We start from the raw sequence: 25,724 nt of genomic DNA on the forward strand, positions 1-25,724 counted from the left end.
CGAGGAGACGCACATGTCCGATACGAACCATGTGACGAACGAAATGAATCTGACGAGTGCCGCGCCGCAGGACGACGTGATCCTCGCTCTCGAGAACGTCAACAAATACTTTGGAAAAGTAATCGCGCTAAGCGGCGTGACCTTGCGCCTGAAACGCGGCGAAGTTCATTGCCTGCTCGGCGACAACGGCGCGGGCAAGTCGACGCTGATCAAGACTCTGGCGGGCGTACATCAACCGTCGTCGGGCCAGTATCTCGTCGACGGCAAGCCGGTGCTGTTCGAGTCGCCCAAAGACGCACTGGATCTCGGCATTGCGACCGTCTATCAGGATCTCGCGCTGGTGCCGCTGCTCTCCGTCGCGCGTAATTTCTTCATGGGACGGGAGCCGCAAAAGAAACTGTTCGGGTTCCTGAACGTGATGGATCTCGAAACGAGCGCGACGACAGCGCGCGACAAGCTCGCAGAAATGGGCATCAACGTGCGCGATCCGCATCAGCCGATCGGCACGATGTCAGGCGGCGAAAAACAGTGCCTTGCGATTGCGCGCGCCATCCATTTCGGCGCGCGTGTGCTGATCCTCGACGAGCCGACCGCTGCGCTCGGCGTCAAGCAGAGCTTCAATGTGCTAAAGCTGATCCACAAGGCGCGCGCAAAAGGCATCTCGGTGATCTTCATCACGCACAACGTGCATCACGCGTATCCGATCGGCGATTCGTTCACGTTGCTCAATCGCGGCAAATCGCTCGGCACGTTCACAAAAGAAACGATCAGCAAGGACGAAGTGCTCGACATGATGGCGGGCGGTGCCGAGATGCAGAAGATGATAGGCGAACTCGAAGGCGCAACGATCTGATTCATTCGCGCGGCGGCTGCTGCCGTGGCACCGCTCGCCGCGCTCCGTCATTCAGGGACATTCATGGCTCAATCCAGTACATTCAGCGGTACGCCGGCGCAGCAGCCGGGCGCAACCGCCGGCAGCCGCTTCGCGCCGGGCCGCAGCCGCGACATCGTGTGTCTTGGCCGGCTCGCGGTCGATCTGTACGCGCAGCAGGTCGGCGCGCGGCTCGAAGACGTGTCGAGCTTCGCGAAGTATCTCGGCGGGTCGTCGGCGAACATTGCATTCGGATGCGCGCGCCTTGGACTTGCGTCGGCAATGCTCGCACGCGTGGGCAACGATCACATGGGCCGCTTTCTCACCGAAACGTTGACGAAGGAAGGCTGCGATGTGAGCCACGTGCGCGTGGATCCCGAACGTCTGACCGCGCTCGTGCTGCTCGGCCTCAAAGATCGCGATACGTTTCCACTGATCTTCTATCGCGAGAATTGCGCGGACATGGCCGTTGACGAAGCGGATTTCGACGAGGCATTTATCGCGTCGTCGAAAGCGCTGCTGATTACCGGCACGCACTTCTCGACCGAACAGGTGAACCGCACGAGCCGCCGCGCGCTCGATTACGCGCGGCGCAACCAGGTGCGCACCGTTCTCGACATCGACTATCGCCCCGTGTTGTGGGGCCTCACAGGTAAGGCGGACGGCGAAACGCGCTTTGTTGCAAGCGAAGGAGTCACCGCGCATTTGCAACGCATCCTGCCATTGTTCGATCTCGTGATCGGCACCGAGGAGGAATTTCGCATTGCGGGCGGCAAAAGCGATCTCGTCGACGCCCTGGCAATGGTGCGCGCGGTCACTCCGGCCACGCTCGTGCTCAAGCGCGGGCCGATGGGCTGCCAGATCATCGACGGCGAAGTGCCCGCCTCGCTCGACGACACGCCGGTGCACGGCGGCGTGGAAGTCGAAGTGCTGAACGTGCTCGGTGCCGGCGACGCCTTCGCGTCCGGTTTTCTCTCCGGATGGCTGCGCGATCAACCGCTCGACGCCTGCGCGCGTGCCGCGAATGCCAGCGGTGCACTCGTCGTTTCGCGCCACGCGTGCGCGCCGGCCATGCCGACGCCCGCTGAACTCGACTACTTTCTGCGCGAGGCGAAGGCCGATCCCGAGCGTATGCGCCGCCCCGACCGCGACGCGACATTGGCGCGCCTGCATCGCGTGACACCTGCGCGCAAGCAGTGGGACGAAGTGCTCGGCTTCGCGTTCGATCATCGGAATCAGTTCTTTGAACTCGCGCAGCAGAGCGGCGCAAGCGAAGCACGCATCGCCCAGCTCAAGGGGCTGTTCGTCGACGCGGTCGCGCAGACCGAAAGCGCATTGGGCCTGCAAGGCCGCATTGGCGTGCTGATCGACAGCCGCTACGGCCAGGACGCGCTGAACGCGGCAACGGGCCGCGGCTGGTGGATCGGCCGCCCGGTCGAGCTGCCCGGCTCGGTGCCGCTCGTGTTCGACCATGGCCGCTCGGTCGGCACGACGCTCGTGTCGTGGCCGCAGGAACACGTCGCGAAGTGCCTCGTGCAATTCCACCCCGACGAACCCGTCGAACAGCGCCTCGAACAGGAAGCCCAATTGCGCGCGCTCTACGACGCGACGCAAGCAAGCGGGCACGAGTTGCTGCTCGAAGTGATTCCGCCGAAGCACGCGAACTTGCCGCAGGGTCCGGATATTGTGTATCGCGCGTTGAAGCGGCTCTATAACATCGGCATCTATCCCGAGTGGTGGAAGCTCGAACCGATGGACGCCGCGCAATGGCGCAACATCGACGCGCTGATCGCCGAGCGCGATCCGTATTGCCGGGGCGTCGTGCTGCTCGGTTTGTCGGCGGGCGTCGAGCAGTTGAACGAGGGCTTTCGCGCGGCGGCGCGCTCGTCGACGTGTCGCGGTTTCACAGTTGGCCGCACGATCTTCCACGAGCCGAGTCATGCGTGGCTCGCAGGCGAGATCGGCGACGACGAATTGATCGCGCGCGTGCGCCGCACGTTCGAAACGCTAATCGCATCGTGGCGCGCGGCGCGGGACGCCGCCGCCGCCGAACGAGGCGCCAGCAACCGTGTTCATCAGGAGCAGGCGGCATGAATCAGCGCGAGTTACATCATGAACACGACGAGGCGGCATCGGCGGGCGCGGTAGTCTCAGGTACGACCATCCGGCTGACCACCGCGCAAGCGCTCGTTCGCTACCTCGCCGCACAACGCGTCGCCACTGAAGACGGCTTGGGAACAGAACCGCTTTTCGGCGGCGTGTTCGCGATCTTCGGACACGGCAACGTCGCCGGCATGGGCGAGGCGCTGTATCAGCATCGCGACGAGCTGCCGACGCTGCGCGCCCATAACGAACAGGCGATGGCGCACAGCGCGATCGCTTATGCAAAGGCGCACTTTCGCCGACGCATGATGGCGGTCACCACGTCGATCGGACCAGGTGCTACCAATCTGCTGACGGCCGCCGCGCTCGCGCACGTGAATCGTTTGCCGGTGCTGCTGCTGCCGGGCGACATCTTCGTGTCGCGAGCGCCCGATCCGGTCCTGCAACAGGTTGAAGATTTCCACGATGGCGGCGTTTCCGCGAACGACGCGTTCAAACCCGTGTCGCGCTACTTCGATCGCATCATGCATCCCGCGCAACTGCTGAGCGCACTGCCCCGCGCACTGCGCGTGCTCACCGACGCCGGGTCGTGCGGGCCGGTCACGCTTGCGTTGCCGCAAGACGTGCAGGCGCAGGCGTGGGACTTCCCTGCCGACTTCTTTGCGCCGCGCATTGTCACGTTCTATGCGCCGGCACCGCGTGTCGACGAAATCGACGCTGCTGTAGCACGTTTGCAGCGCGCGAAGCGTCCGCTGATCGTTGCGGGCGGCGGCGTGCTGTACGGCCGTGCGACCGATGCGTTGCAACGTTTTGCTGCCGCGCACGGCATTCCGGTTGCGGAGACGCAAGCCGGCAAGAGTTCGCTTGCATGGGACGATCCACTGAACGCCGGATCGCTGGGCGTGACCGGCTCGCCCGCGGCCAACGCGCTCGCCCGCGATGCCGACTGCGTGCTCGCGCTCGGCACGCGCTTGCAGGACTTCACAACCGGCTCGAATACGCTGTTCACGCAAGCCGACGTGATCGGCATCAATGCAAATGCGTTCGACGCCCTCAAGCATCGCGCGCAAGTCGTCGAGGCGGACGCGCGTCTCGCGCTCGACGCACTCGCCGAACGTCTGCAAGACTGGCAGGCGGATCGCGCGTGGACCTCGCGCGCGCACGAATTGGCCGCAAGCTGGCGCGATACCGTGCATGCGCTCACGCACGCGCCGCAACGAGATTCCGTGCTGCCTTATGAAGGCGATGTCATCGGCGCCGTGCAACGTTCAAGCACGAATTCACCGGCGAACGACATTGTCGTGTGCGCGGCCGGCACCTTGCCCGGCGAATTGCACAAGCTGTGGCGCGCCGGAACGCCAGGCGCCTATCACGTCGAATATGGCTACTCGTGCATGGGCTACGAAATCGCCGGAGGACTCGGCGTGAAGCTTGCGCGGCCCGAGCGTGAAGTGATCGTGATGGTGGGCGACGGCAGCTATCTGATGATGAACAGCGAGATCGCCACGTCGGTGATGCTCGGCGCGAAGCTCATTGTCGTGGTGCTCGACAATCGCGGGTACGGTTGTATCAATCGCCTGCAACAGGCATGCGGCGGTGCGCCATTCAACAACCTGCTCGAAGACAGCATGCAGGGCCCGCTCGGCGCGCCGCAGATCGACTTCGCCGCGCACGCCCGCGCACTCGGTGCGCGAGCGGAACACGCGGCGAATGTGGCGGAACTGGAAGCCGCACTGCAACGCGCGCGCTCGGCGGACCGGACGTACGTGATCAGCATCGACACCGATCCGGCCCGCACGACGAGCGACGGCGGCTGGTGGTGGGAAGTCGCGGTGCCCGAAGTCTCGTCGCGAGCGAGCGTGCGCGAAGCGCGAGCAAACTACGACGCGCAGATCTCAGCGCGCGGGAAAGCGCCCGCTTCGGCAGAGAACAGCGGCAACGGCAGCGGCAACAGCAACGACCAGGCCAACGATTGAGGACGCTCGCATGACAGCTTTCAACGTACGCATCGGCATCAACCCGTTGTCGTGGATGAACGACGATCTGCCTTCGCTCGGCGGCGAGACGCCGCTCGAACTAGCGCTGACCGAAGGCCGCGAGATCGGTTACCAGGGCTTCGAACTCGGCAACAAGTTTCCGCGCGAACCGCAAGCATTGAAGACACTGCTCGCGCAATACGATCTCGCGCTCGTGTCCGGTTGGTACTCGGGACGTCTCGCGCGGCGTAGCGTCGAAGAGGAAATCGCCGAGGTCGGCCCGCATCTCGAACTGCTCGCGCGAAACGGCGCGACGGTCATGGTGTATGGCGAAGTGGCGGATTCTATTCAGGGCGCGCCAAGACCTTTATATCAACGGCCGCGTTTTTTCAGCGACGCACAGTGGGCCGCCTACGCCGCACGCGTCGACGAATTCGCGCGCTATACGCTAAGCCGCGGCGTGCGGCTTGCGTACCATCATCACATGGGTGCTTATGTCGAAACGCCGGCCGACGTCGATCAGTTGATGTCACGCACGAGCGACGCGGTCGGCCTGCTGTTCGACGCGGGGCACATTACCTTTGCAGGCGGCGATCCGCTCGTCGTGCTCGACAAACACATCGGACGGGTGTGTCATGTGCATTGCAAGGACGTGCGCCCTGCCGTCATGAAACTCGCGCGCAATCGCAACTGGAGCTTTCTCGACGCGGTGATCGCCGGCGCTTTCACGGTGCCCGGCGACGGCGCAGTCGATTTCCCGTCGATCATCGCGCGCCTGAAGCGGCATGGCTATTCGGGCTGGCTCGTCGTGGAGGCGGAACAGGACCCGGTCGTGGCGCCGTCGTTCGAGTATGCGCAGAAGGGCTATCAGACATTGCGTGCGTTGGTCGATGCCCCGCTCGACACGACGTCTGCCGGCACTCGGGGCGACAGCCATGGCACCACGCAGGAGGCAGCATGACTCTATTAGTGAAGGCGCAGCGCGAAGGCCAGACGATCGCGCGAGTTACACCGGCATCGGCATGCTGGCGCTATGTCGGCTTTGCCGCTTACCGTCTTGGCACGAGTGAAGTCGTGCACGTGATGGAGCCGTCGCGCGAAGTGTGCATTGTCGTGCTCACGGGCGCCGTGGATATTGAAACTGCGGACACGCGATGGAGTTCGCTCGGTTCGCGCGACAGCGTATTCGAAGATGCCGCGCCTTACGCGGTCTATTTGCCGCCGGGCGTGCGCGCCACCGTGCGCGCGTGCCGCGATGCGGAGGTCGGCGTAGCGAGCGCGCCTGCGAAAGGCGAGCTGCCCGCACGCCTGATCGAGCCGTCTTCAATGAAGCGCTCGACCCGCGGGAAGGGTCTTAATACGCGATACGTTTGCGACATTCTTCCGCAAACAGAGCCGGCGGAATCGTTGCTGGTGGTTGAAGTGAGAACGCCTGGCGGACACGCGTCGAGCTATCCTCCGCACAAGCACGACACCGATAACGTGCCCCACGAGAGTTCGCTCGAAGAGACGTACTACCATCGGTTGAATCCGCCGCAAGGCTTTGCGTTCCAACGCGTGTACACCGATATGCGCGACATCGACGAATCAATGGCCGTCGAGGACCACGATGTCGTGATGGTGCCGCGCGGCTATCATCCGGTCGTCGTGCCGTATGGCTACGACTCGTATTATCTGAATGTTATGGCCGGTGCTCAACGTGTCTGGCATTTCCGCAACGACCCGGCGCACGAGTGGATCATCAACAAGGAAGATTGAGCCGCGCGAAGTTGCCTCGTGCGAAGTTGCTTCACGCGAGGAGCGAGGCAACTTCGCGTAACAACACACAACGCCACGCAGCCGACTCGCGCGATGCCAAAGCCCGATCATTTGCCTCGCGCGGCGAGATCCACTTCGAGCCCCCCGTTGGTGTCCATTTTCACCGTGCCCTTCGAAACGTCTCTGCGATAGCCGTATAAATCGAACTTCATCGCGCCGGCGTTCGAGCTGTCCTTGATGAACGTCCGCGCATTCGTGACGAGCGAATTGAACATCTTCACGTCGCCGGATTCGATCCACACATAACTTTTTGCCGCGTTGACCATGTTTGCCGGCGGCCGCGCAGGCGCGATGCCGGTCTCGCGCTTGAACTTGAGTACAAGACCTTCGTCGGTCACGGTCGCGCTTGCAAGACGCCCTTGCAAGACGGGCGGCGGGAACACCGTGTACTGATCGAACACGAGTTCGTTGCCTTCGAGCGCGACACCTTTGCGCGCAAATGGCGTGAGTGAAGCGAGCGGAATGTCGAGTGCGCGCAGCAGCCCGGCCTGCGGGATGCCAAGCACTTTCACCGACGAAGGCTCATACACGAGATGCCGCTCGTCTCTCGCGACGATGGTGCCGCTCATCGTCGTGGGCAGCCACACGCCGGGAAAGTGATTCCACAACTTGATGCCGCCCGTGACTTCGAGCTTGCCGTCCACCGGCTTCAACTGCAGATCATTGAGCGAACGCGGCTCGTAATCGAGCAGGTAGTCGTTGAAGAGCGCCGCCATTGCCGGCCAAGGCTCGACCACTTCCCCGCCGATAATTCGAATGTCGTACTGTCCCGGATCGTCGAGGTCGACAGGCTCGCCCGGCGTCTTCGGAATCATCTGCGCGTCGAGCGAACGCACATGAAAGCCGATGCGACCCGCCACATAGAAGTCGACGTTTTCGACATGTATCAACGACGCATGGCCGGATGAATGACGTTCGTCGCCGGTTGCAGGGGTTCGAGTCTCCTCCCTGGCACCGGAAAACGCCCTCCGCATGCTGACAGGAACAGCACGCGCCGCCGACGCGCTTTGCAACTCCTGCGGCACGCGTCGCCATTCGAGCCGCGCCTGAGCGAGCGAGGCCTGCTGCGCGCGAATCAAACTGTCGTTAAAACGCGCGTTAGCGCTGCCGATCAGCAGCGACGGATCTTTCGCGGCACCCGCAAGCGTCGTGTACGAAGGCAGGTGGACGGCAAGTGCGCCCGCTTCGTCGAAGGTGAAATATCCCGCGGCCATCTGGTCGCGATAGTGGTACAGATCGAGCACGAACGGCGCGTCCGCGTCGATAGGCGTGAGCGCCATGTCGATGTTCATCGGCATCGAGCGCATGAATTTGACGTCCCCGCCTTCCATCAGCATGCCGCGCGCGGGCATGTTCGCAGGCCAGTCGATCTTCGGGACCAAGCCGTCGTCGAGCATGAAGCGCACGCCCGCCGCGCTCGTGTCGAGCTTCGTTATCGTCAGGCGTAGCGCGGGCGGCGGCGTCAGTTTCGCGACCTGCATGACGACGTCGTCGCCGTCGAGACGCGCAATCGGCGTATCGACCTTCAACAGGTCGGCCATCCTGACGTGCGCGGCCTGCATCAGCCTGTCGGCTGCCACGCCTGCGACTTCGACGTGATCGGCATGGAACACGAGTTCGTCGGCGCTGCGCATGGACAGTGAACCAGACAGAACGATCGGCACCCACGTATCGCGATGCATCTCGCCGGTAATGCGCAAGCTGCCATCGTCTTGCGGCACGACGCGCATGTTGCGCAGAGGCGAGCCTCGATACTGGAATAGATAACGGTTGAAGATCGCGGTGAGCTTCGCACTGTCGAGCATCACCTCGCCGCGATGAACGTCGATGCTCAGGCTGGTCGGGTCGTCGAATACGATCGGCTCTCCTGGTCGCGACGGAACAAGCGTCGCGGCCATGTCGTGGATCATGAAGCCGATGTCGCCCGTCACGCGAAAGTCGACGTTGCGCGCGAACATCAGCGAACCGTCGATGCCCGAGTCGCGCAGTGTGAGCGCGCGGCTGCGCTTCGTGCTGAGGCCGCTTGCCGCCGGCACCCGCGCGGCGATGCTTTGCTCGATGACGAGTTGGTGGGCCTTCGCGCGCTCGATGGCAGGCAGCGACGAGGATGCGGGTTTTGAGTCGTAACCCGTTTTGTCCTGCGACGCCGGCATGGTCGCCGACGTTGCCAGATTCGCCGACGAACTGGCGTCGGCACAAGCGCACATCAGCAAAGCCACGGCGAGCACTGTGGCGACCGCGCCTGTCTCGTTCATGATGTCTCCTCCTGAAGCCGCGACGCGTCTTCAACGCTCACGTCGACGTCGCTCGTCTTTCACTTGATTGTCTTCATTTGTACGCGCGCTGCCGACAAGATTTCTGGAGGACGCTCACCAAACGATCAAGCGTTTGAATCGCTTTGACGAGTCGACGCAAAGCCGTGCGGGCTCGGGATAAGCGGCATAGCCGGAACGGAGAGTCAAACGCTAATACCGCCGCCCTTTTTAGTTTGCGGAAAAATGGGCATTCGACAAAAGCACACGCGGGGTTGAGAACCGCACGCAGGGAAAGGGTTTAATCCACACCCAGGGATCAACCCACACCGAGCCATTCACGCATGACGTCCGGACGCTGCAGGAACGCGTGAAGTTCGCCGTCGAACACGATCTCGCCATGACCCATTACCGCGACGCGGCTCGCAATGTCCTGCGCGATCACGAGTCGCTGCTCGATCAGCAACATCGCCATGCCGCGCTCGCGCAGCACACGCAGGCATTGGGCGACCTGCTGCATCACGAAGCCCGCGAGGCCCTCGCCGGGCTCGTCGACCAGCAGCAGATCGGGATCGCCGAGCAGCGCCCGGGCGAGGCTCAGCATCTGCTGCTCGCCGCCGGACAGCGCGCCCGCGCGCGTGCGCCGTCGTTCGTGCAGCACGGGGAAAAGCGAGTAGGCGTCGTCTATGCTGAAGCGCGGCGTGCGCGCGCGATTGCGGGGGGCTACGCCGAGTTCGAGGTTTTCGCCGACGCTCAGCGCGGGGAACACATCTCGATGCTCGGGCACATAGCCGATGCCGAGCCGTGCGATTTCAAAGGTGCGCAATCCGGCAAGTGAGTGGCCCGCGAAGCGCAACTCGCCTTCGGCATGCACGAGGCCCATGATCGAGCGAACGAGCGTCGAGCGTCCTGAACCGTTGCGCCCGACGAGCGCGACCACTTCGCTCGCGCCGATCTGCAAATTCACGCCGTGCAACGCCTGGCTCGGCCCGTACCAGGCATTCAGTCCGCGAATCTCGAGCAAGGATGTCATGCGTCGAATCCTTCGCCGAGATAAGCCGCGCGCACGGCGGCATCCGCGCGAATCGCCGCAGGCGTGCCGGTCGCAATAATGCGCCCTTGCACGAGCACTGAAATGCGATCGGCGATGGCGAACACCGCGTCCATGTCGTGCTCGACCATCAGCAGCGTACGTCCCGCTGTGGTCTCGCGGATCAGTTCGATTGCGCGCGCCGCCTCCGCGCGGTTCATGCCGGCAGTCGGCTCGTCGAGCAACAACGTATGCGCGCCGCCAGCGAGTGCTATCCCGAGGTCGAGCGCGCGCTGCTCGGCGTAACTCAGCGCGCCGGCCAGAACAAGCGCGCGCGCGTCAAGGCCGACTGCTTCGAGCACCTGCGCCGCGCGTGCATCGACCTCCGGTGCGCCAGAGAATCGCTGCCACCAGCGTAGGCGGTCGCGCTCGGCGAGCATCGCCGCGCAGCGCAAATTGTCGTACACGCTCAACCGTGCAAACACGCTCGTGTTCTGGAAACTGCGCGCGAGACCACGGCGCGCAATCGCCGCCGGCGCAAGGCGCGTGATCTGAGCACCGAAGAGGTCGATGCGCCCAGCGTCTGGCCGCGTGGCGCCGGCAATGAGATTGAAGAGCGTGGATTTGCCCGCGCCGTTGGGGCCGATCAACGCGTGCCGCTCGCCCGGTTCGATCGCGAGATTCACACCGCGCAGGATGCGCGTGGCGCCGAAGCGCTTCTCGACGCCGTAGAGCGCGAGCGCGGGGATCATTGCGAACCTCCGGCGTTTTTTATCGTGCGTACTTGGGCCGCGAGACGGGTTTGCGCGCGCGACGCGGACAAAGCCGCCAAGGCGCCCAGTGCTGCGAGCACGAAGATCGTCAGCCCGAGCCGCAACGGCGACGCGGTGACGAACGATAGCCACGAAGACTGACCGCCGACGCGCAGCGCAGCGCCCTCCTCGGCACCGAACTGGACGGCGTAAGCCCACTGCACCGCGAGCACGGTGGCAACCGTCCACAACAGGATCGCAGCCGTGCCGCAGAGGTAGACGGCGCGGCATGTGCGCCAACCGTCACGCGCGAGCCGCGCCGTATGCCGCTGGATAAAACCGGCGAGTCCGTCCGGCGCAGCGACCACGATCACGATAAAGAAAAGGCCCAGATAAAAGAGCCAGGCCCGCGTGACGCTGGCCACGGCCACGCTGAAGAACGTCAGCACGACCGCGCCTGCGACCGGTCCGAAAAAGACACCCGTACCGCCGATTACCGTGGCGATCAGCACCGAGCCCGAGCGCACCATGCTCACACTATCGGTCGACACCAGTTCGACGTTGATCAGCGCAAGTGTGCCCGCGATACCCGCAAAGAACGCCGACATGACCACGACGCTATAGCGGACGCGGCGCGGATAGCAGCCGATCGCCGCGGCGCGCGCCGGGTTGTCGCGCACCGCGTTGGCGAGCCGCATGAACGACGTGCGTGACAGGGCGAACATCGCGGCGCTCGCGACCAGGCACCACAGCGCGATCAGCGTGTAAGCCTCGCGTGCGGGGCCGAACGTAAAGGCGCCGAGCATGGGCCCACTTGCGCGGTCTATGGCAACACCCGCTTCGCCGCCGAACCAGTCGGGTAAGGTCCACGCCGCGGCCGCGACGAGTTCGCCGATGCCTAGCGTGATCATGGCAAACGCGGTCCCGGCGCGACGCGTCGAGATAAAACCGAGCAACGCCCCGCACGACGCGGCGCCCGCGCCGCCGACCAGCGGCAGCAGCGCGAGCGGTGCGCCGATGCGGTTGAAAACCTGCGCAGCAATCAGCGCTCCGAGACCCGAATAGGCGGCATGGCCGAACGACAGCAGTCCGGTCTCTCCGAGCAACAGGTTGTACGAGAGCGCGAAGACGATCATCGTGGCGGTCTGCGCGAGATAGACGAGCAGCCAGCTTTGACGCCAGATCAATGGCGGTGCCGTGAGAAGGACAATGAGCCCGAGCCACGGTGCGAGACGACGCCACATCGCGTGAGAACGCTGGGTCCGCACTATTGGCGACGCTTGCGCGGCCTCCGGCTTGAGCAGTTCACGCATGATCGTCGCGCCGGCCGAAGAGTCCGCGCGGGCGCAGCGCCAGCATGCCGACGAGCAGCAGGTACGGAATCAGCGGCGCAAGCTGCGCGAGCGTCAGCGCGTCCCATTCGCGCGGCAGCGAAGCGTCGAACGTGGCGAGCACGTCGCCGAGCGAAACATCGCTCGCCACCGCCAGTGTCTGCACACAGCCGATCAGCAGCGACGCAGCCAGCGCGCCGCCCAGCGATCCCAGCCCGCCTATCACCACTACGACGAACACAATCGAGCCGAGCGATTCGGCCATGGCGGGTTCGATCACGGAAAGCGGCGCGCCGATCACGCCGGCCAGCGCGGCGAGCGCCGTGCCCGCCGCGAAGACGCCGGTGAAGACGCGCGGTACATTGTGGCCGAGCGCTTCGACGGCGCTCGGGTGCGTCAGCGCGGCCCGCACGATGAGGCCCGCCTTCGACACGCGCAGCACCGCGTACAGCGAGACGAGCATCACAAGAGAGACGAGCATCATGAACGCTCGATACCGCGCGAAGGTCGCGCCGTAGAGCGTGAAAAGCGGACCGTCCAGCGCGGCCGGCACGCTCGCGCCGAGCGGACTCAAACCCCAGCCGAGCTTCACGAGTTCGCCGAGCACATAGGCGGCGCCAAACGTCAGCAGCAATTCCGCGAGATGGCCATGGCTTCGCACCCGGCGCAACAGCCAGCGCTCCAACGCAGCACCGATCAAACCGACGACGAGCGGCGCGATCACGAGCGCGCTCCAGAATCCGGCCCGCGCGGCCACCGAATAGCCGACGTAGGCGCCAAGCATATAGAAGCTCGCATGCGCGAAGTTCAGCACGCCGAGCATGCTGAAGATCAACGTCAGCCCGGCCGACAGCATGAAGAGCAGCAGTCCGAAGCTGAGCCCGTTAAGCAGGTTGATGGCTAACGACTGCACGTGCCTAATCCGCCGCTGTGCCGGTGACAAAGCGGATCGGCTCGAGCGCCTCGCGCAGTGCATCGGGCAGGCTCACTGGACGGCGGGTGACGCGATCCACGTACACATGCACGAAGTGGCCGTGCGCGGCGGCCTCGTCGCTGCCTTCCTTGAAGAGTCCCACTTCGTAACGCACACTCGACGTGCCGAGCCGCGTCACTCGCAAGCCCGCTTCGACGCGCTCGGGGAACACGAGCGGCGCAAAGTAGTTGCAATGCGTCTCGACCACCAGCCCGATCGTTTCGCCACGCTCGAAATCGAGCACGCCGGCGCGGATCAGATACTCGTTCACCACCGTATCGAAGTAGCTGTAATAGACGACATTGTTCACGTGACCGTAGACGTCGTTGTCCATCCAGCGCGTGGTGATGGCGAGAAAGTGCGGGTACGAGCTTCGTGACGCGGCGGCGGGTTTGGACATTGAGGTGGCTGGGTCGCTTAAGTGGTGGTGTCGGGGTGCGGTTGGGTTTGGGGCGGCGCTGTCCGGCTCGCCGACGTTACTGGCGATCGGGCCGCTCACGACTATTGCCCCGGCTTGTCGACGAATTCGAACGGCAAGCCGCGCCGCCGCATCCATTCGCCGAGCGCCTGCCCGGTGCCGGCGCGCCATGGCCGCAGCTTCGCCGGCTCGACCAGCCGGTACTCGAGCAGTTCCGGCGACAGAGAGATCGTGCCGTTTGCCTTCACGTGATACGCGATGATCAGTTCGTTCTTGCGAATGAATTCATACACGCCGATCAGTTCGACCGACTCGGCATGCAACGACGTCTCTTCAAGCACCTCGCGCGCAATGCCCTCTTCCGGCGTCTCGCCGTTTTCAAGGAAGCCCGTGATCAGCGCAAAGACGCCCTCCGCCCACGCAGCATTGCGCGCGAGCAGAATTTCGCCCTCGTATTCGACGATCGCCGCAACCACCGGCAGCGGATTGTTCCAGTGCACGTAGCCGCATCCGGCATCGGGACAGGTCTGGCGGATGCGGCCGCCTTCATGCTCGGCGTCGGCGCGCTCCGTCAACGGCGTCGCGCAGCGGGGACAAAATCGGTATTCGGTCATGGTGAGGTGACTTGGAGGTTCGGTCTTTGCCGGCGCGGCGCGCTGGCGGCGTTGCGGTGTTGCGGCTTACACGGATTCCCGGCTTCCCGGCTTCCCGGTTTGCACAGCGGACGAACTTTACGCCGCGCACAACTCGCGGACTTCGGTCGCGAAACGCTCGACCGTTTCGGGTTGCGTGTCCCACGCGCACATCAACCGGCAGCCGCCCGCGCCGATGAACTCGTAGAACTTCCAGCCGCGCGCACGCATGGCCTTCGCGGCTTGCGCGGGCAACTGCGCGAAGACCGCGTTCGACTCGCGCGGGAACATGATGCTGACGCCCGGAATTTCCTGCAACCGCGTTTGCAGCAGTTGCGCCATCGCGTTCGCGTGACGCGCGTTGCGCAGCCACACGTCGTTATCGAGCAGGCCGAGCCACGGCGCAGAAATGAAGCGCATCTTGGAAGCAAGCTGGCCCGCCTGCTTCAGTCGGTAGGCGAAGTCGGCAGCGAGCGCGCGGTCGAAGAACACCACCGCTTCGCCCACCGGCAAGCCGTTCTTGGTGCCACCGAAACACAGTACGTCGACGCCCGCGCGCCAGGTGATCTCGGACGGATGCACGTCGAGCGCGGCGACCGCATTCGCGAAACGCGCGCCGTCCATATGCACCTTCAGATGACGCCGCTTGGCGATTGCAGCGATCGCGCGCACTTCCTCGACGGTGTAGACGGTGCCGACTTCGGTCGATTGCGTGAGCGTGACGACCTTGGGCTTCGGGTAATGAATGTCGGCGCGGCGCGTGACGACCGCCTCGATCGCATCGGGCGTGAGCTTGCCGCCGATGCCGGGCGCCGTGAGCAGCTTCGAGCCGCCAGAGAAGAACTCGGGGCCGCCGCATTCATCGGTCTCGATGTGCGCGAGTTCATGGCAGATCACTGAGTGGTATGACTGGCAAAGCGACGCAAGCGCAAGCGAATTGGCCGCCGTGCCGTTGAACACGAAGAACACTTCGCAATCGGTCTGGAACAGTTCGCGCAGACGGTCGCATACCTGATTGGTCCAGGAGTCGTCGCCATAGGCCGGTTCGTGGCCGCTGTTGTTGGCGGCGATCAGCGCATGGAGCGCTTCGGGACAGATGCCGGCGTAGTTGTCGGACGCGAAATGTTGCATGGTGAGCAGCGCGGCCGGCGACAGACGCGCGGGGATGACGGAAAGCCGTCATTTTAGTGCTAGAGGGCGGGATTTGTTTTTTGATGGGGTGCGGTTTCGGGGTTGAGCGTGGGTGGTTCGAGCTTGGGGGGCAAGCGTGAGGTTTTTGCGTGGGATCGCGGAAGGGTGTTGTTCGAGGATATTCGCTGCCGAGAATGCAATCGAAGGGCGCGACGGCGCGTTGTCTCGTCACGGGGATGCGCGAACGTCGGCAAACTTACCAAAGTGTCCGCCGCCGGTGTCCAGGCGGGAGTATGCAAACGAAGGACGCGACGGCCCGCTGTCTCATCACCGGGCTGCGCGACGGTCGGCGAACTTACCGCCGGTGTCCAAACGCGGCTTCAACCGCAGCCGCACTCCGGCATGCGCCCTCGCCCGCGAGGCATTCTGGCGACGGCTACAAGACCGCCCGCCCCCAGCAACAACACGCCGGCCGCCAGCCACAAAGCCGGCGAAAACGAGCCGGTATGCGCGGCGATCGGCGCAGCGACGAGCGGTCCGATGATCTGGCCGAGGCCGTAGGCGGCAGTGGCATAGCCCATGAGGCCGGCCGCGTCGTCGCCGCGCAGACGCCGTGCCTCCCGCATCGCGAACAAGGTAATTGCAGTAAAGGGCACGCCGATCAGAATGCTTCCGAGTGAGAAGCCGCCCGCCGTCGGCCAGACAATGCCGAGCGCGATACCGCACGCTTGCAACACGTAACTGCCGGCCAGCAAGACGCGATTGTCCAGGTGCAGCGGCAGCCGCGCGGCCAGCAATGCACCGACAATCAACGCAGCGCCGAACATCGGCCAGAACAGATCGGGCCACGGCGAGCCGGGCAGCGCATGACGCGCGATAACCGGCAGAAACGTCGCCGTAATGATGTAGCCGAAGCCAGGCACACCGTAAAGGACGACGAGCCAGAAGGCGTCCGCGGGGTGGCTGCGACGCTCGTCGCCCACGGTCGGGCGGGTTGCGTGGCCATAGCTTCGCGCGGCGGCGTTGGGCGTTGCCGGGGCAGCACTGGGCGCTACTGTTGCATGTGCGGTTGCAGCGGCGGTTGCGGCGGCGGAGACGTTTGCTTCGATGGCGTCAGGCGCGGCGGTAGCAAAACTCTTTGCCGTAGTTACGCCGGAGTTCGCGGCAGCCAGACCCTCCGGCGCCGTTGAGCCGCGCGTCGCCGGGTCAAAACTCGATGTGTGTTCTTGGCCGGTGCGTTGACCGGCGCCTGCTACCGTTCCAGTGAACGAGCCGCTAGCCGGCCTGTCTCCCATCGGCCTTTCATTGACTAAAGGCGCAGAGCGGCGACGCGCACTCCCAGCACCCGAACCGGAAACGGCCGACGCGCCGAACGCGGACCAGACCACCACCGTGAGAACCGCCGAGATCAAGCCAAAGCCGATCCAGCCCACCGTCGCGCCATAACCGCCCGCCGCGCTGACCAGCAAACCGGTTCCAACGATGCCCACGCCCGGCCCTGTGTAAATCACGCCGCTCCATGCAGGCTGACCAAGTTCCGCGAGCCGCCGCAGGCCCCATTGCGACGCGAACACGAAAGTCCAGGCGCTCACCGCTCCGGCGATGAACCGCACCGCAGCCCACACCCAGAACTGACTCGTGACCCCCATTGCCAGTGTCAACAGAACGGTCAGTACCAGCCCGGAGCGCACCATCCGGGCGGGCTCGACGCGCAACGCCGCGCAGGTCAAAGCACCGACGAAATAGCCGGCGTAATTGAACGACGCCAGCCAGCCGCCGTGCTGGATGTCGATCGGCGGCTGACCGAACACGCCGCCGCCATGGAGCATCAGCGGCAACAGCGGTGTGAACGCAAACCGCCCGACTCCGAGCGCGACGGCCAGCGTCACCATACAGGCGAGCGCTGCGCGCCGGGCGGCATGGGGTTCCGCGGACATGAATTGGGCTTGGGAAGCAGAATCGTTCATGGATGGCCGTTGAAGGAAACGCACGCGACATGCAGGAAGCCGCGCGCCAACTCACCTGAGCTGCCGCGCGGTCGGCCCATGCCGACCAGCATGCGGGCGGCGCCTGAGCCGAAGCTGTATCCATATTAGCTTGACGATTCGATCATGGAAAATGAATAATTTGGATACCATCCATCGCGAGGAGAGAATCGTGGACCTGGCAGCTTTGACGATTTTTCGGGCAGTCGTGCGCGAAAACGGCGTGACCCGCGCCGCCGCGAAGCTCAATCGCGTGCAATCGAATGTCACCACGCGCATCAAACAGCTTGAAGAGCAGCTCGGGGCGGATCTCTTTATCCGCGACGGGCGACGCCTCGTGCTGACGCCCGCCGGCGAGACGCTGCTGCCGTACGCCGAACGGCTGCTCGCTCTTGCCGACGAAGCACGCCACGCGGTGCGCGCCGACCGTCCGAGCGGGCGGCTGCGTCTGGGCACAATGGAAAGTGTCGCGGCAACACGTCTTCCGGGGTTGCTCGCCCGCTATCACCAGCAATGGCCCGACGTCGCACTTGAACTCGAAACCGGTACGACCGGCAAGCTGATCGAACGGGTGCGCGAATTCGAAGTGGACGCCGCTCTCGTGGCAACACCACTGGACCCGGCGGCGCTTGGCGACTTGTTCGAGACTGTGCCGGTGTTCAGAGAGGAACTGGTGATGCTGACGCCGCGCGGCCATCGGCCCATTCGCGGAGTGCGCGACATCGCGCTATCGACGCTCGTTGCGTTCGAGCGCGGCTGCGCCTACCGGGCTTACATCGAGAAATGGTATCTGGAGCACGGCGTGAGGCCGGCGCGGGTGCTGGAACTCGGCTCGTATCATGCGATCGTGGCTTGCGTGGCCGCGGGCGCCGGGGTGGCGGTTGCGCCCCGCTCGGTGCTGGGACTGCAAGCGGACGCGAGCAACATCGCCGTGCATGACTTGCCCGACATCGGTGTGATCGAGACATTGCTCGTTTGGCGACGTGGGCATTTTTCGTCGGCCCTCAACGCGCTTAAGCAGACTCTGGTCGCGCAGGAGGGCGCCGGGGTTGTGACGGCGGAGGTGGTTGCGGGTGGAGGTTCAGATGCTGATCCAGGCGTTCGCGCTGGCGTGAGCGCTGGCGTCGCCTGATTTTCGCTACAACGCTGGACACACGGCGAGTATCTGAAATTGGCCGGTAGACGCGTCACGCCGCCGTATCTCGCTCCCCAACGGTAAGCCGGAGACGCTAACCGAACGCCGACGCAGCAAAAAAATTGGGTCACCCGCCACGCCGACAATCCGGCGCACCGCGTGACCCACTTCAGATCTTTTCAACGAGGTTCGGCTCGATCCAGCGCATAACAGCCGGATCGAAACCCGATCAAAGCTGCGCTTCGACCCACCCCTTCACACCAGCAAGCGCTGCGGGCAGATTTGCCGGCTCGGTCCCGCCAGCCTGCGCCATATCCGGCCGGCCGCCGCCCTTACCGCCCACCTGCTGCGCGACGAAGTTGACGAGCTCGCCCGCCTTGACCTTCTTGCTCGCGTCCGCGGTGACCCCGGCGATCAGGCTGACCTTGCCGCCTTCGACGGAAGCCAGCACGATCGCCGCGCTCTTCAGCTTGTCCTTGAGCTTGTCCACCGTTTCGCGCAGCGTCTTCACATCTGCGCCTTCAAGCGTGGCGGCCAGAACCTGCACGCCGGACACTTCGATCGCCTGACCGGCGAGTTCGTCGCCCTGGCTTGACGCCATCTTCGACTTGAGCGCGCTCAGTTCCTTCTCAAGCTGCTTCACCTGATCCTGCACCTGGGTGATGCGCTGTGTCAGTTCGGACGGTTGAGCTTTCAGCACGGCCGCCGCGGCATTGATGCGCGCGTCGAGATCCTGCACGAAGCGCACGGCGTTGTCGCCCGTGATTGCTTCCACGCGACGGATCCCTGCCGCCACACCGCCTTCCATCACGATCTTGAAGAGACCGATGTCGCCGGTGCGTTGCACGTGCGTGCCGCCGCACAACTCGCGGGAGAAGCCGAGGTCGAGCACGCGCACTTCGTCGCCGTATTTCTCGCCGAACAGCGCCATGGCGCCGCCCTTCACCGCTTCGTCGAACGGCATGACGCGCACGATGCCCGGTGCGTTCGCCAGCACTTCGGCGTTGACGATCTCTTCGACGCGGCGGATCTGCTCGTCTGTCATTGGCGCGTTGTGCGCGAAGTCGAAACGCGTCTTGTCCGGATCGACGAGCGAGCCTTTCTGCTGCACGTGGGAGCCGAGCACTTCGCGCAACGCCTTGTGCATAAGGTGCGTGGCCGAGTGGTTGCGGGCCGTGCGGGCGCGGCGCACCGCGTCGATTTCAGCCTTGACGACATCGCCCACCTTCAGCGTGCCCTGTTCGAGGGTACCGTGATGACCGACCACGTCGGCCTGCACTTTCAGCGTGTCGGATACCGCAAAGCGCACGCTTGCGTTGGCGAGCAGGCCCTGATCTCCAACCTGGCCGCCCGACTCTGCGTAGAACGGCGTGTGGTCCAGCACGACAACGGCCTGCTGCCCGTGTGTGACTTCCTGCACCGAAGCACCATCGACATAAAGCGCGGCAACCTTCGCGTCGTCGAAGATTATTTCTTCGTAGCCGTGGAACGTGGTTTTCGCGCCCGAATATTCGAGCCCTTGCGCCATCTTGAACTTGCCCGCTGCGCGAGCCTGTTCGCGCTGACGCGCCATGGCTTCGTCGAACGCTGCTTCGTCTACCGTCACTTCGCGCTCACGACATACGTCAGCGGTCAGGTCGAGCGGGAAGCCATACGTATCGTGCAGCTTGAACGCAAGTTCGCCGTCGAGTGTCTTGCCGCCCTTCTTTTCGAGGTCGGCCAGCGCGTTTTCGAGAATCGACATGCCGTGCTCGATCGTCTCGAAGAAGCGTTCTTCTTCCTGACGCAGCACGTCGGTCACGCGCTGTTGTGCGTCCTTCAGTTCCGGATACGCGCCGCCCATTTGCGCGACGAGATCGGCCACCATGCGATGGAAGAACGAGCCCTTCTTGCCGAGCTTGTAGCCATGACGGATAGCGCGACGCACGATACGGCGCAGCACGTAGCCGCGACCTTCATTGCCGGGAATCACGCCGTCGACGATGAGGAACGAGCACGCGCGAATATGATCGGCGATCACTTTCAGCGAGTTGTTCGTGAGATCGCTCACGCCGGTTTCGCGCGCGGCTGCCTGAATGAGCGCCTGGAACAGGTCGATCTCATAGTTGCTGTGCACGTGCTGCAACACCGCGGCGATACGCTCGAGACCCATGCCTGTGTCGACGCACTGCTTGGGCAACGGCGTCATGTTGCCTTGCGCGTCGCGATTGAATTGCATGAACACGAGATTCCAGATCTCGATGTACCGGTCGCCGTCTTCTTCCGGCGATCCCGGCGGGCCGCCCCACACGTCCGGGCCGTGGTCGTAGAAAATTTCCGAGCACGGGCCGCACGGGCCGGTGTCTGCCATTTGCCAGAAGTTGTCCGACGCGTAACGCGCGCCCTTGTTGTCGCCGATGCGGATGATGCGCTCTACCGGCACGCCGACTTCTTTCGCCCAGATGTCGTGCGCTTCGTCGTCTTCGTGATAGACGGTGACCCACAGCTTGTCTTTCGGCAGCTGGTACACGCCCGTCAGCAGTTCCCACGCGTAGTGGATTGCGTCACGCTTGAAATAGTCGCCGAACGAGAAGTTGCCCAGCATTTCGAAGAACGTATGGTGGCGCGCGGTATAGCCGACGTTTTCCAGATCGTTGTGCTTGCCGCCCGCGCGCACGCTGCGCTGCGCGGTAGTGGCGCGCGAATACGGACGCGACTCCGCGCCGAGGAACACATCTTTGAACTGCACCATTCCCGAATTGGTGAAGAGCAGCGTCGGGTCGTTGCCGGGCACAAGGCTCGACGAGCGAACGATCGTATGGCCCTTCGATTCGAAGAACTTGAGGAATTTCTCGCGGATTTCGGCGGCTTTCATAGCGTGCGGGGGACGGTCCTGACTGTTTCCAGACTTTTACCGGCGGCATCGGAAGATGCGCCAACTGTTTGTTTCTTAAACGACTGATTATACGGGATCGGCGGCCTCGCGCGGCGCGCTGCCGCGTGGTCAGCCGTTCGGCCAGGTCGCACCGGGTAGTGTGAGACACAGGACGCGCCAAGCCGCGCATGGGTCCTCGCGCGGCTCTTGCAGCGCTTGCGAGAATTGCGCGTCATTCGTCTTATGACGTTTGGCCGACTGCGCCGGCGCCCGCGAATCGCTTAAGATTGCCCACATACACGGTGCCTTGCGCGCCGGCCGCTTACATAGGAGACATCGACAAACATGGGCGCTCTCAGTCATATCCGCGTGCTGGATCTCACCCGCGTGCTCGCCGGCCCCTGGTGCGCGCAGACGCTTGCCGATTTCGGCGCAGACGTGATCAAGATCGAACGCCCCGACGTGGGTGACGACACGCGGCACTGGGGCCCTCCGTACCTCAAGACGCCCGAGGGCACGGACACGCGCGAGGCGGCTTACTATCTCGCGGCGAACCGCAACAAGCGCTCGGTGACCATCGACATCGCGTCGCCAGAAGGTCAGCGGATCATTCGCGAACTGGCCGCGCAAAGCGACGTGGTGCTGGAGAACTACAAGGTCGGGCAACTGAAGAAATACGGCCTCGATTACGCGTCGCTGAAAGAAGTGAAGCCGGATCTGATCTACTGCTCCGTGACGGGATTCGGGCAGACCGGACCGTATGCGCAGCGGGCGGGCTACGACTTCATCGTACAGGGGATCGGCGGATTCATGAGTATCACCGGCGAGCGCGACGGCCAGCCTGGCGGCGGCCCGCAGAAGGCCGGCGTGGCGATTGCCGATCTCATGACCGGCATGTATTCGACCATCGCCGTGCTCACGGCTCTCACGCACCGCGACCGCACCGGGGAAGGCCAATATATCGACATGGCATTGCTCGACGTGCAGGTCGCCATGCTCGCCAACATGAATTCGAACTACCTCGCGAGCGGTCAGCCGCCGGTCCGCTGGGGCAACGCGCATCCGAACATCGTGCCGTATCAGACGTTCCAGACGAGCGACGGCTGGATCATCGTCGCGGTCGGCAACGACGGCCAGTTCCGCAAGTTCGTCGAGGTGGGCCAACGCCCGGAACTCGCCGAAGACGAGCGTTTCGCGACCAATCCCGCACGCGTGCGACACCGCGACGTGCTCGTGCCGATCCTCGCAGAAATGGTCCGCTTAAAGGGCAAGCAGGACTGGATCGCGGCGCTCGAGGCAGCCGGCGTGCCGTGCGGTCCGATCAACGATCTCGCAGAAGTGTTCGAAAACGAGCAGGTGGTGGCGCGCGGCATGCAGGTCGATCTGCCGCATCCGTCGGGCGGCACCGTCAAGCTGGTGCGCAATCCGATCAATATGACGGGCACGCCGCCACAAGCGCTCACGCATCCGCCCACGCTCGGAGAGCATACGGAAAGCGTTCTGCGCGACGTGCTGGGTTACGGCGACGAACGGATCGCGGCGTTATGCGGGCAATCCGTGATTTGAGAAATGCCCGCTTCCGCGCGGGCTGCCTCTCGTCCCGCGCTCAAGCGGAAGCGCGCAGCGCAGCGAGCCAGCCGCGCGCCTCCTCCCAATCGCCGAGCCCGCTGTCGGCATTGATATGTCCGCGCGGACCCACGTCGATCCAGCGGCTGCCCCACGCGTTCGCGCAGGCTTGCGAGAACGGCACGCCACCGTATGGATCGTCGCTACTCGCGACCACGATGCTCGCAAACGGCAAGCGCTCAGTCGGCACCGGCGCGAATCCGCTCGCGTCCTGCGGGAAGTTCGCTCCAGCGGGATCGGGAACGGCGACAAGCAACGCGCCCGCCACTTTGCCGAGCTGGGCGACGCTCGCGTACTGCGTGGCCCAGAACGCGGCCGTCAGGCAACCGAGGCTGTGGGCAGCGAAGACGACCGGACCATCAGCGGCTGCTACCGCTGAGTCGAGCGCGCGGCACCAGGCATCGCGCACGGGATAATTCCAGTCAGGCATCTGCACCCTCGCGAATGCGGGATCAAGAGCCTCCCAGCGCGTCTGCCAATGCTCTGCGCCGGAGTTCTGGTAACCCGGCAATACGAGTACGCCCGGCTGTCGTGCGTTCATTGTGTTCCCCGTAGATTTTGTTTTAGCGCGCAATCGCGGCCGACCGCTATCAGCGGTGGCCAGCTGCAACGCGTCGAGCGCTCAACGTATCACACGTCCTGTTCCCATGCCACGTGGATCGGCGGCCGGCTCGGGCGTCGTGCCGTCGATGCGGATCATCTGCACGTCGCCGTTGAACGACTGCCCTTCCAGCGTGTAGCCCAGGTCCTGCAGCGCGGTGGCGAGTTCGCCCGTAATGGGATGGTACGGCTCGAAGTAAATCGTCTTGGGCGGCAGTAACTGATGATGAAAGCGCATCGCGGCGAGCGCGTCGCCGGCCGGCATATTGAAGTCGTAGAGATCGGTCATGACCTGGAAGATCGACGTGAGAATGCGCGATCCGCCGGGCGTCCCGATCACGAGCGACACCTTGTTGTCCTTTAGCAGGATGGTCGGCGTCATCGACGATAGCGGGCGGCGGCCCGCCAGCACCGTGTTGAGTTCCGCACCCGTGGCAGCCGTCGCACTGGTCGAGCCAGACTGGCCTGCGGCGCCGGCCTTCGTCACGAAGTCGTCCATCGCGTCATTGAGCAGGAAACCCGCGCCGTCGACCACCACGCCCGAGCCGAATTCGCCGTCGAGCGTCGTGGTGTTCGACACCGCGTTGCCCCACTTGTCCACCACAGAGAAATGCGTGGTCTGCGCTTTTTCGGGTACCGCGTCGCCAAGGCCGGGTTTGACCGGCGTCGCGCCTGGCGCTTCGTCCGCACTGACTTCGGAGGCGCGCTGGCTAAGGTAGGCGTCGTCGAGCAGTTTATCGACCGGCAGCTTGTACGAATCCGGGTCGCCCAGGTACTGCTGGCGGTCGGCGAACACGCGGTCTTCGATCTGCGCGACCAGATGGATATACGGCGCAGAGTTCAATTCGAGCCCGTCGAAAGCCGGCTTCAGATCGGCCTTCATTTTCAGCATCTGGATCAGCCCCACGCCGCCCGAACTCGGCGGCGGCGCCGTCAATACCTGATAGCCGTTCCAGTTTGCAGTGAGCGGCTGACGCCACACGGCCTTGTATTGCAGCAGATCACCCTTCGTGACGAAACCATGCCCGTACATCTGCTGCGCGAGCAGATCGGCGGTGCGCCCTTCGTAGAACTCACGGCCGCCGTCGCTCGCAATCCGTGAGAGCGTTTGCGCCAGTTCCGGCTGCCGATAAGTGGCGCCGGCTTTCATGCCCGAGAAATAGGCGTCGAAGTTCGTCCTGCCGGCGAAATTCTTCGCCGCCGCGTCACGCTGCTGCTGGAGCCGGGGATCGACCTGAAAGCCTTCAGTGGCGTAGCGGATAGCGGGCGCGAGTACCTGCTTCCACTTCAGCTTTCCAAAACGCTGCTGAGCCTGCCACATACCGTCGACGCTGCCCGGCACAGCGACCGCGCGATGGCCGATGGAACTCATGCCCGGCACGACGTTGCCTTTGTCGTCGAGATACATGTCGCGCGTCGCCTGCTGCGGCGCGCGCTCGCGGTAGTCGAGAAAATACGGCTTGCCGTCGACGAACAGCGTCATGAACCCACCGCCGCCGAGGTTCCCGGCGTCCGGCCGCGTGACGGCCAGCGTGAAGGCGATAGCCACGGCGGCGTCCACTGCGTTGCCGCCTGCGGCGAAGATTTGCTGCGCGGCGTCGGCGCTGTAGCGATCCGGCGCGGCCACCGCGGATGCATCGAACACGGCTTTAGGCTGCGGCGTTTTGGCGAACACCCCGGCGGGCGCGACGATGCACGCAGCGAACGTGGCTGAAAGCGTGGCGGTCGCGATCAGTCGCGCGAACGAAGTAAAGGCAAAGGGCGCGCGAGGCGCGCCGTGCGTCAAGATTGGCATCCGAGAAACTCCGGCAACTTAGGGCGCCATGTTGCACGAACGGAAAAAGTCCGAGCAAGGCGAGACGGAACGTGCGGCTTGCGTGAGCGCAGCGCGAGGCGGATGCACCGCCACGGCGCATGCGGCACCGTTCTTGAATGATCGGCGGGCGCCGACGTGGCCGCCCGGGGCGGCGCGCGGCGGCCTGACGGCAAAGCGCGTTTCTTGCGCCCGCGCAGACCCGCGCCGACCGGCATGCTAAGTCGCTGTCAGGCGCGGAACAAAACGATTTACGTCCTGTTACAGCCGGTCTGCGCATCGAACTGCGCCCGAACTGCCGCGCGAGTCCCCGCATAACTCGCGGCGCGGCGCGGCATGAAAGGCGCTCGAACGTCTGCTGCGCGCCGCACTCGCCTGTCGCATCGTGCCTCGTCAGGTAGAATTGTCGGATAAGTGGGCGTAT

Annotated in this window: 19 protein-coding genes; 7 read left to right on the forward strand and 12 right to left on the reverse strand. The window is 64.3% G+C overall.

Annotation, left to right across the window (positions count from 1 at the left end; genetic code table 11):
- The first annotated feature begins 13 nt into the window (after positions 1 to 13).
- From ACTJLB_RS20270 to iolB, 5 genes are all read left to right on the forward strand, one after another.
- Positions 14 to 853 carry an ATP-binding cassette domain-containing protein gene (locus tag ACTJLB_RS20270; protein ID WP_408192264.1) on the forward strand — a complete coding sequence of 280 codons (840 nt, stop codon included), beginning with the start codon at positions 14 to 16 and terminating at the stop codon, positions 851 to 853.
- 63 nt (positions 854 to 916) lie between these two features.
- Positions 917 to 2,965, forward strand: coding sequence for a bifunctional 5-dehydro-2-deoxygluconokinase/5-dehydro-2-deoxyphosphogluconate aldolase (locus ACTJLB_RS20275; RefSeq protein WP_440784285.1), 2,049 nt, complete (start codon positions 917 to 919; stop codon positions 2,963 to 2,965).
- Positions 2,962 to 4,950, forward strand: a complete 1,989-nt coding sequence (gene iolD, locus ACTJLB_RS20280) for a 3D-(3,5/4)-trihydroxycyclohexane-1,2-dione acylhydrolase (decyclizing) (protein WP_440784286.1) — start codon at positions 2,962 to 2,964, stop codon at positions 4,948 to 4,950. Before ACTJLB_RS20275 ends, iolD begins: the two co-directional genes overlap by 4 nt.
- Before the next feature lie 10 nt (positions 4,951 to 4,960).
- A complete protein-coding gene (gene iolE / locus ACTJLB_RS20285; protein WP_020069481.1) occupies positions 4,961 to 5,911 on the forward strand; it encodes a myo-inosose-2 dehydratase in 951 nt (316 codons plus the stop codon).
- A complete protein-coding gene (gene iolB / locus ACTJLB_RS20290) occupies positions 5,908 to 6,708 on the forward strand; it encodes a 5-deoxy-glucuronate isomerase (RefSeq protein ID WP_027776561.1) in 801 nt (266 codons plus the stop codon). Before iolE ends, iolB begins: the two co-directional genes overlap by 4 nt.
- 107 nt (positions 6,709 to 6,815) lie before the next feature.
- On the opposite strand, the gene ACTJLB_RS20295 is transcribed toward iolB, so the two are convergent.
- The 9 genes from ACTJLB_RS20295 to ACTJLB_RS20335 form a co-directional block, all read right to left on the reverse strand.
- Entirely contained in the window at positions 6,816 to 9,023 is a 2,208-nt protein-coding gene (locus ACTJLB_RS20295) for a hypothetical protein (protein ID WP_440784287.1), read from the reverse strand.
- 316 nt (positions 9,024 to 9,339) lie between these two features.
- Entirely contained in the window at positions 9,340 to 10,053 is a 714-nt protein-coding gene (locus ACTJLB_RS20300; protein ID WP_408162484.1) for an ABC transporter ATP-binding protein, read from the reverse strand.
- Positions 10,050 to 10,802, reverse strand: coding sequence for an ABC transporter ATP-binding protein (locus ACTJLB_RS20305; protein WP_088173532.1), 753 nt, complete (start codon positions 10,800 to 10,802; stop codon positions 10,050 to 10,052). The genes ACTJLB_RS20300 and ACTJLB_RS20305 overlap by 4 nt, the downstream gene beginning before the upstream one ends.
- Complete coding sequence (locus tag ACTJLB_RS20310) at positions 10,799 to 12,115, reverse strand: branched-chain amino acid ABC transporter permease (RefSeq protein ID WP_408162483.1); 1,317 nt, start codon at positions 12,113 to 12,115, stop codon at positions 10,799 to 10,801. Before ACTJLB_RS20310 ends, ACTJLB_RS20305 begins: the two co-directional genes overlap by 4 nt.
- Positions 12,108 to 13,046 (reverse strand): branched-chain amino acid ABC transporter permease, encoded by a 939-nt coding sequence (locus tag ACTJLB_RS20315; protein ID WP_288825932.1) that lies wholly within the window; start codon positions 13,044 to 13,046, stop codon positions 12,108 to 12,110. The genes ACTJLB_RS20310 and ACTJLB_RS20315 overlap by 8 nt, the downstream gene beginning before the upstream one ends.
- 4 nt (positions 13,047 to 13,050) lie before the next feature.
- Positions 13,051 to 13,506: an acyl-CoA thioesterase gene (locus ACTJLB_RS20320; RefSeq protein WP_408162482.1), complete on the reverse strand. Its 456-nt coding sequence runs from the start codon at positions 13,504 to 13,506 to the stop codon at positions 13,051 to 13,053.
- 101 nt (positions 13,507 to 13,607) lie between these two features.
- A complete protein-coding gene (locus tag ACTJLB_RS20325; protein ID WP_408162480.1) occupies positions 13,608 to 14,138 on the reverse strand; it encodes an NUDIX domain-containing protein in 531 nt (176 codons plus the stop codon).
- A 117-nt stretch (positions 14,139 to 14,255) separates the two neighbouring features.
- Positions 14,256 to 15,287, reverse strand: a complete 1,032-nt coding sequence (locus ACTJLB_RS20330) for a threonine aldolase family protein (RefSeq protein ID WP_087754206.1) — start codon at positions 15,285 to 15,287, stop codon at positions 14,256 to 14,258.
- 380 nt (positions 15,288 to 15,667) lie between these two features.
- The gene (locus tag ACTJLB_RS20335) at positions 15,668 to 17,254 is read right to left on the reverse strand and encodes a YbfB/YjiJ family MFS transporter (protein ID WP_440784289.1); all 1,587 of its coding nucleotides are present in this window, start codon (positions 17,252 to 17,254) and stop codon (positions 15,668 to 15,670) included.
- Positions 17,255 to 17,444: 190 nt separating this feature from the next.
- Between ACTJLB_RS20335 and ACTJLB_RS20340 the strand changes: the two genes are divergently transcribed.
- Entirely contained in the window at positions 17,445 to 18,404 is a 960-nt protein-coding gene (locus tag ACTJLB_RS20340) for a LysR family transcriptional regulator (RefSeq protein WP_310353064.1), read from the forward strand.
- A 232-nt stretch (positions 18,405 to 18,636) separates the two neighbouring features.
- Here the strand turns inward: ACTJLB_RS20340 and alaS are convergent, their stop codons facing one another.
- On the reverse strand, positions 18,637 to 21,261 hold the full coding sequence (gene alaS, locus ACTJLB_RS20345; RefSeq protein WP_310352262.1) for an alanine--tRNA ligase: 2,625 nt from the start codon (positions 21,259 to 21,261) through the stop codon (positions 18,637 to 18,639).
- Between the two features lie 345 nt (positions 21,262 to 21,606).
- On the opposite strand from alaS, the gene ACTJLB_RS20350 reads away from it, so the two are divergent.
- Positions 21,607 to 22,827, forward strand: coding sequence for a CaiB/BaiF CoA transferase family protein (locus ACTJLB_RS20350; protein WP_440784290.1), 1,221 nt, complete (start codon positions 21,607 to 21,609; stop codon positions 22,825 to 22,827).
- A gap of 40 nt (positions 22,828 to 22,867) precedes the next feature.
- Here the strand turns inward: ACTJLB_RS20350 and ACTJLB_RS20355 are convergent, their stop codons facing one another.
- Both ACTJLB_RS20355 and ggt read right to left on the reverse strand, forming a co-directional pair.
- Complete coding sequence (locus ACTJLB_RS20355; protein WP_440784291.1) at positions 22,868 to 23,428, reverse strand: RBBP9/YdeN family alpha/beta hydrolase; 561 nt, start codon at positions 23,426 to 23,428, stop codon at positions 22,868 to 22,870.
- Positions 23,429 to 23,509: 81 nt separating this feature from the next.
- On the reverse strand, positions 23,510 to 25,282 hold the full coding sequence (gene ggt / locus ACTJLB_RS20360; RefSeq protein WP_440784292.1) for a gamma-glutamyltransferase: 1,773 nt from the start codon (positions 25,280 to 25,282) through the stop codon (positions 23,510 to 23,512).
- Positions 25,283 to 25,724: the final 442 nt, after the last annotated feature.

It is taken from the genome of Paraburkholderia sp. 22098, from assembly GCF_052045935.1.
Taxonomy (GTDB): Bacteria; Pseudomonadota; Gammaproteobacteria; order Burkholderiales; family Burkholderiaceae; genus Paraburkholderia; species Paraburkholderia caledonica.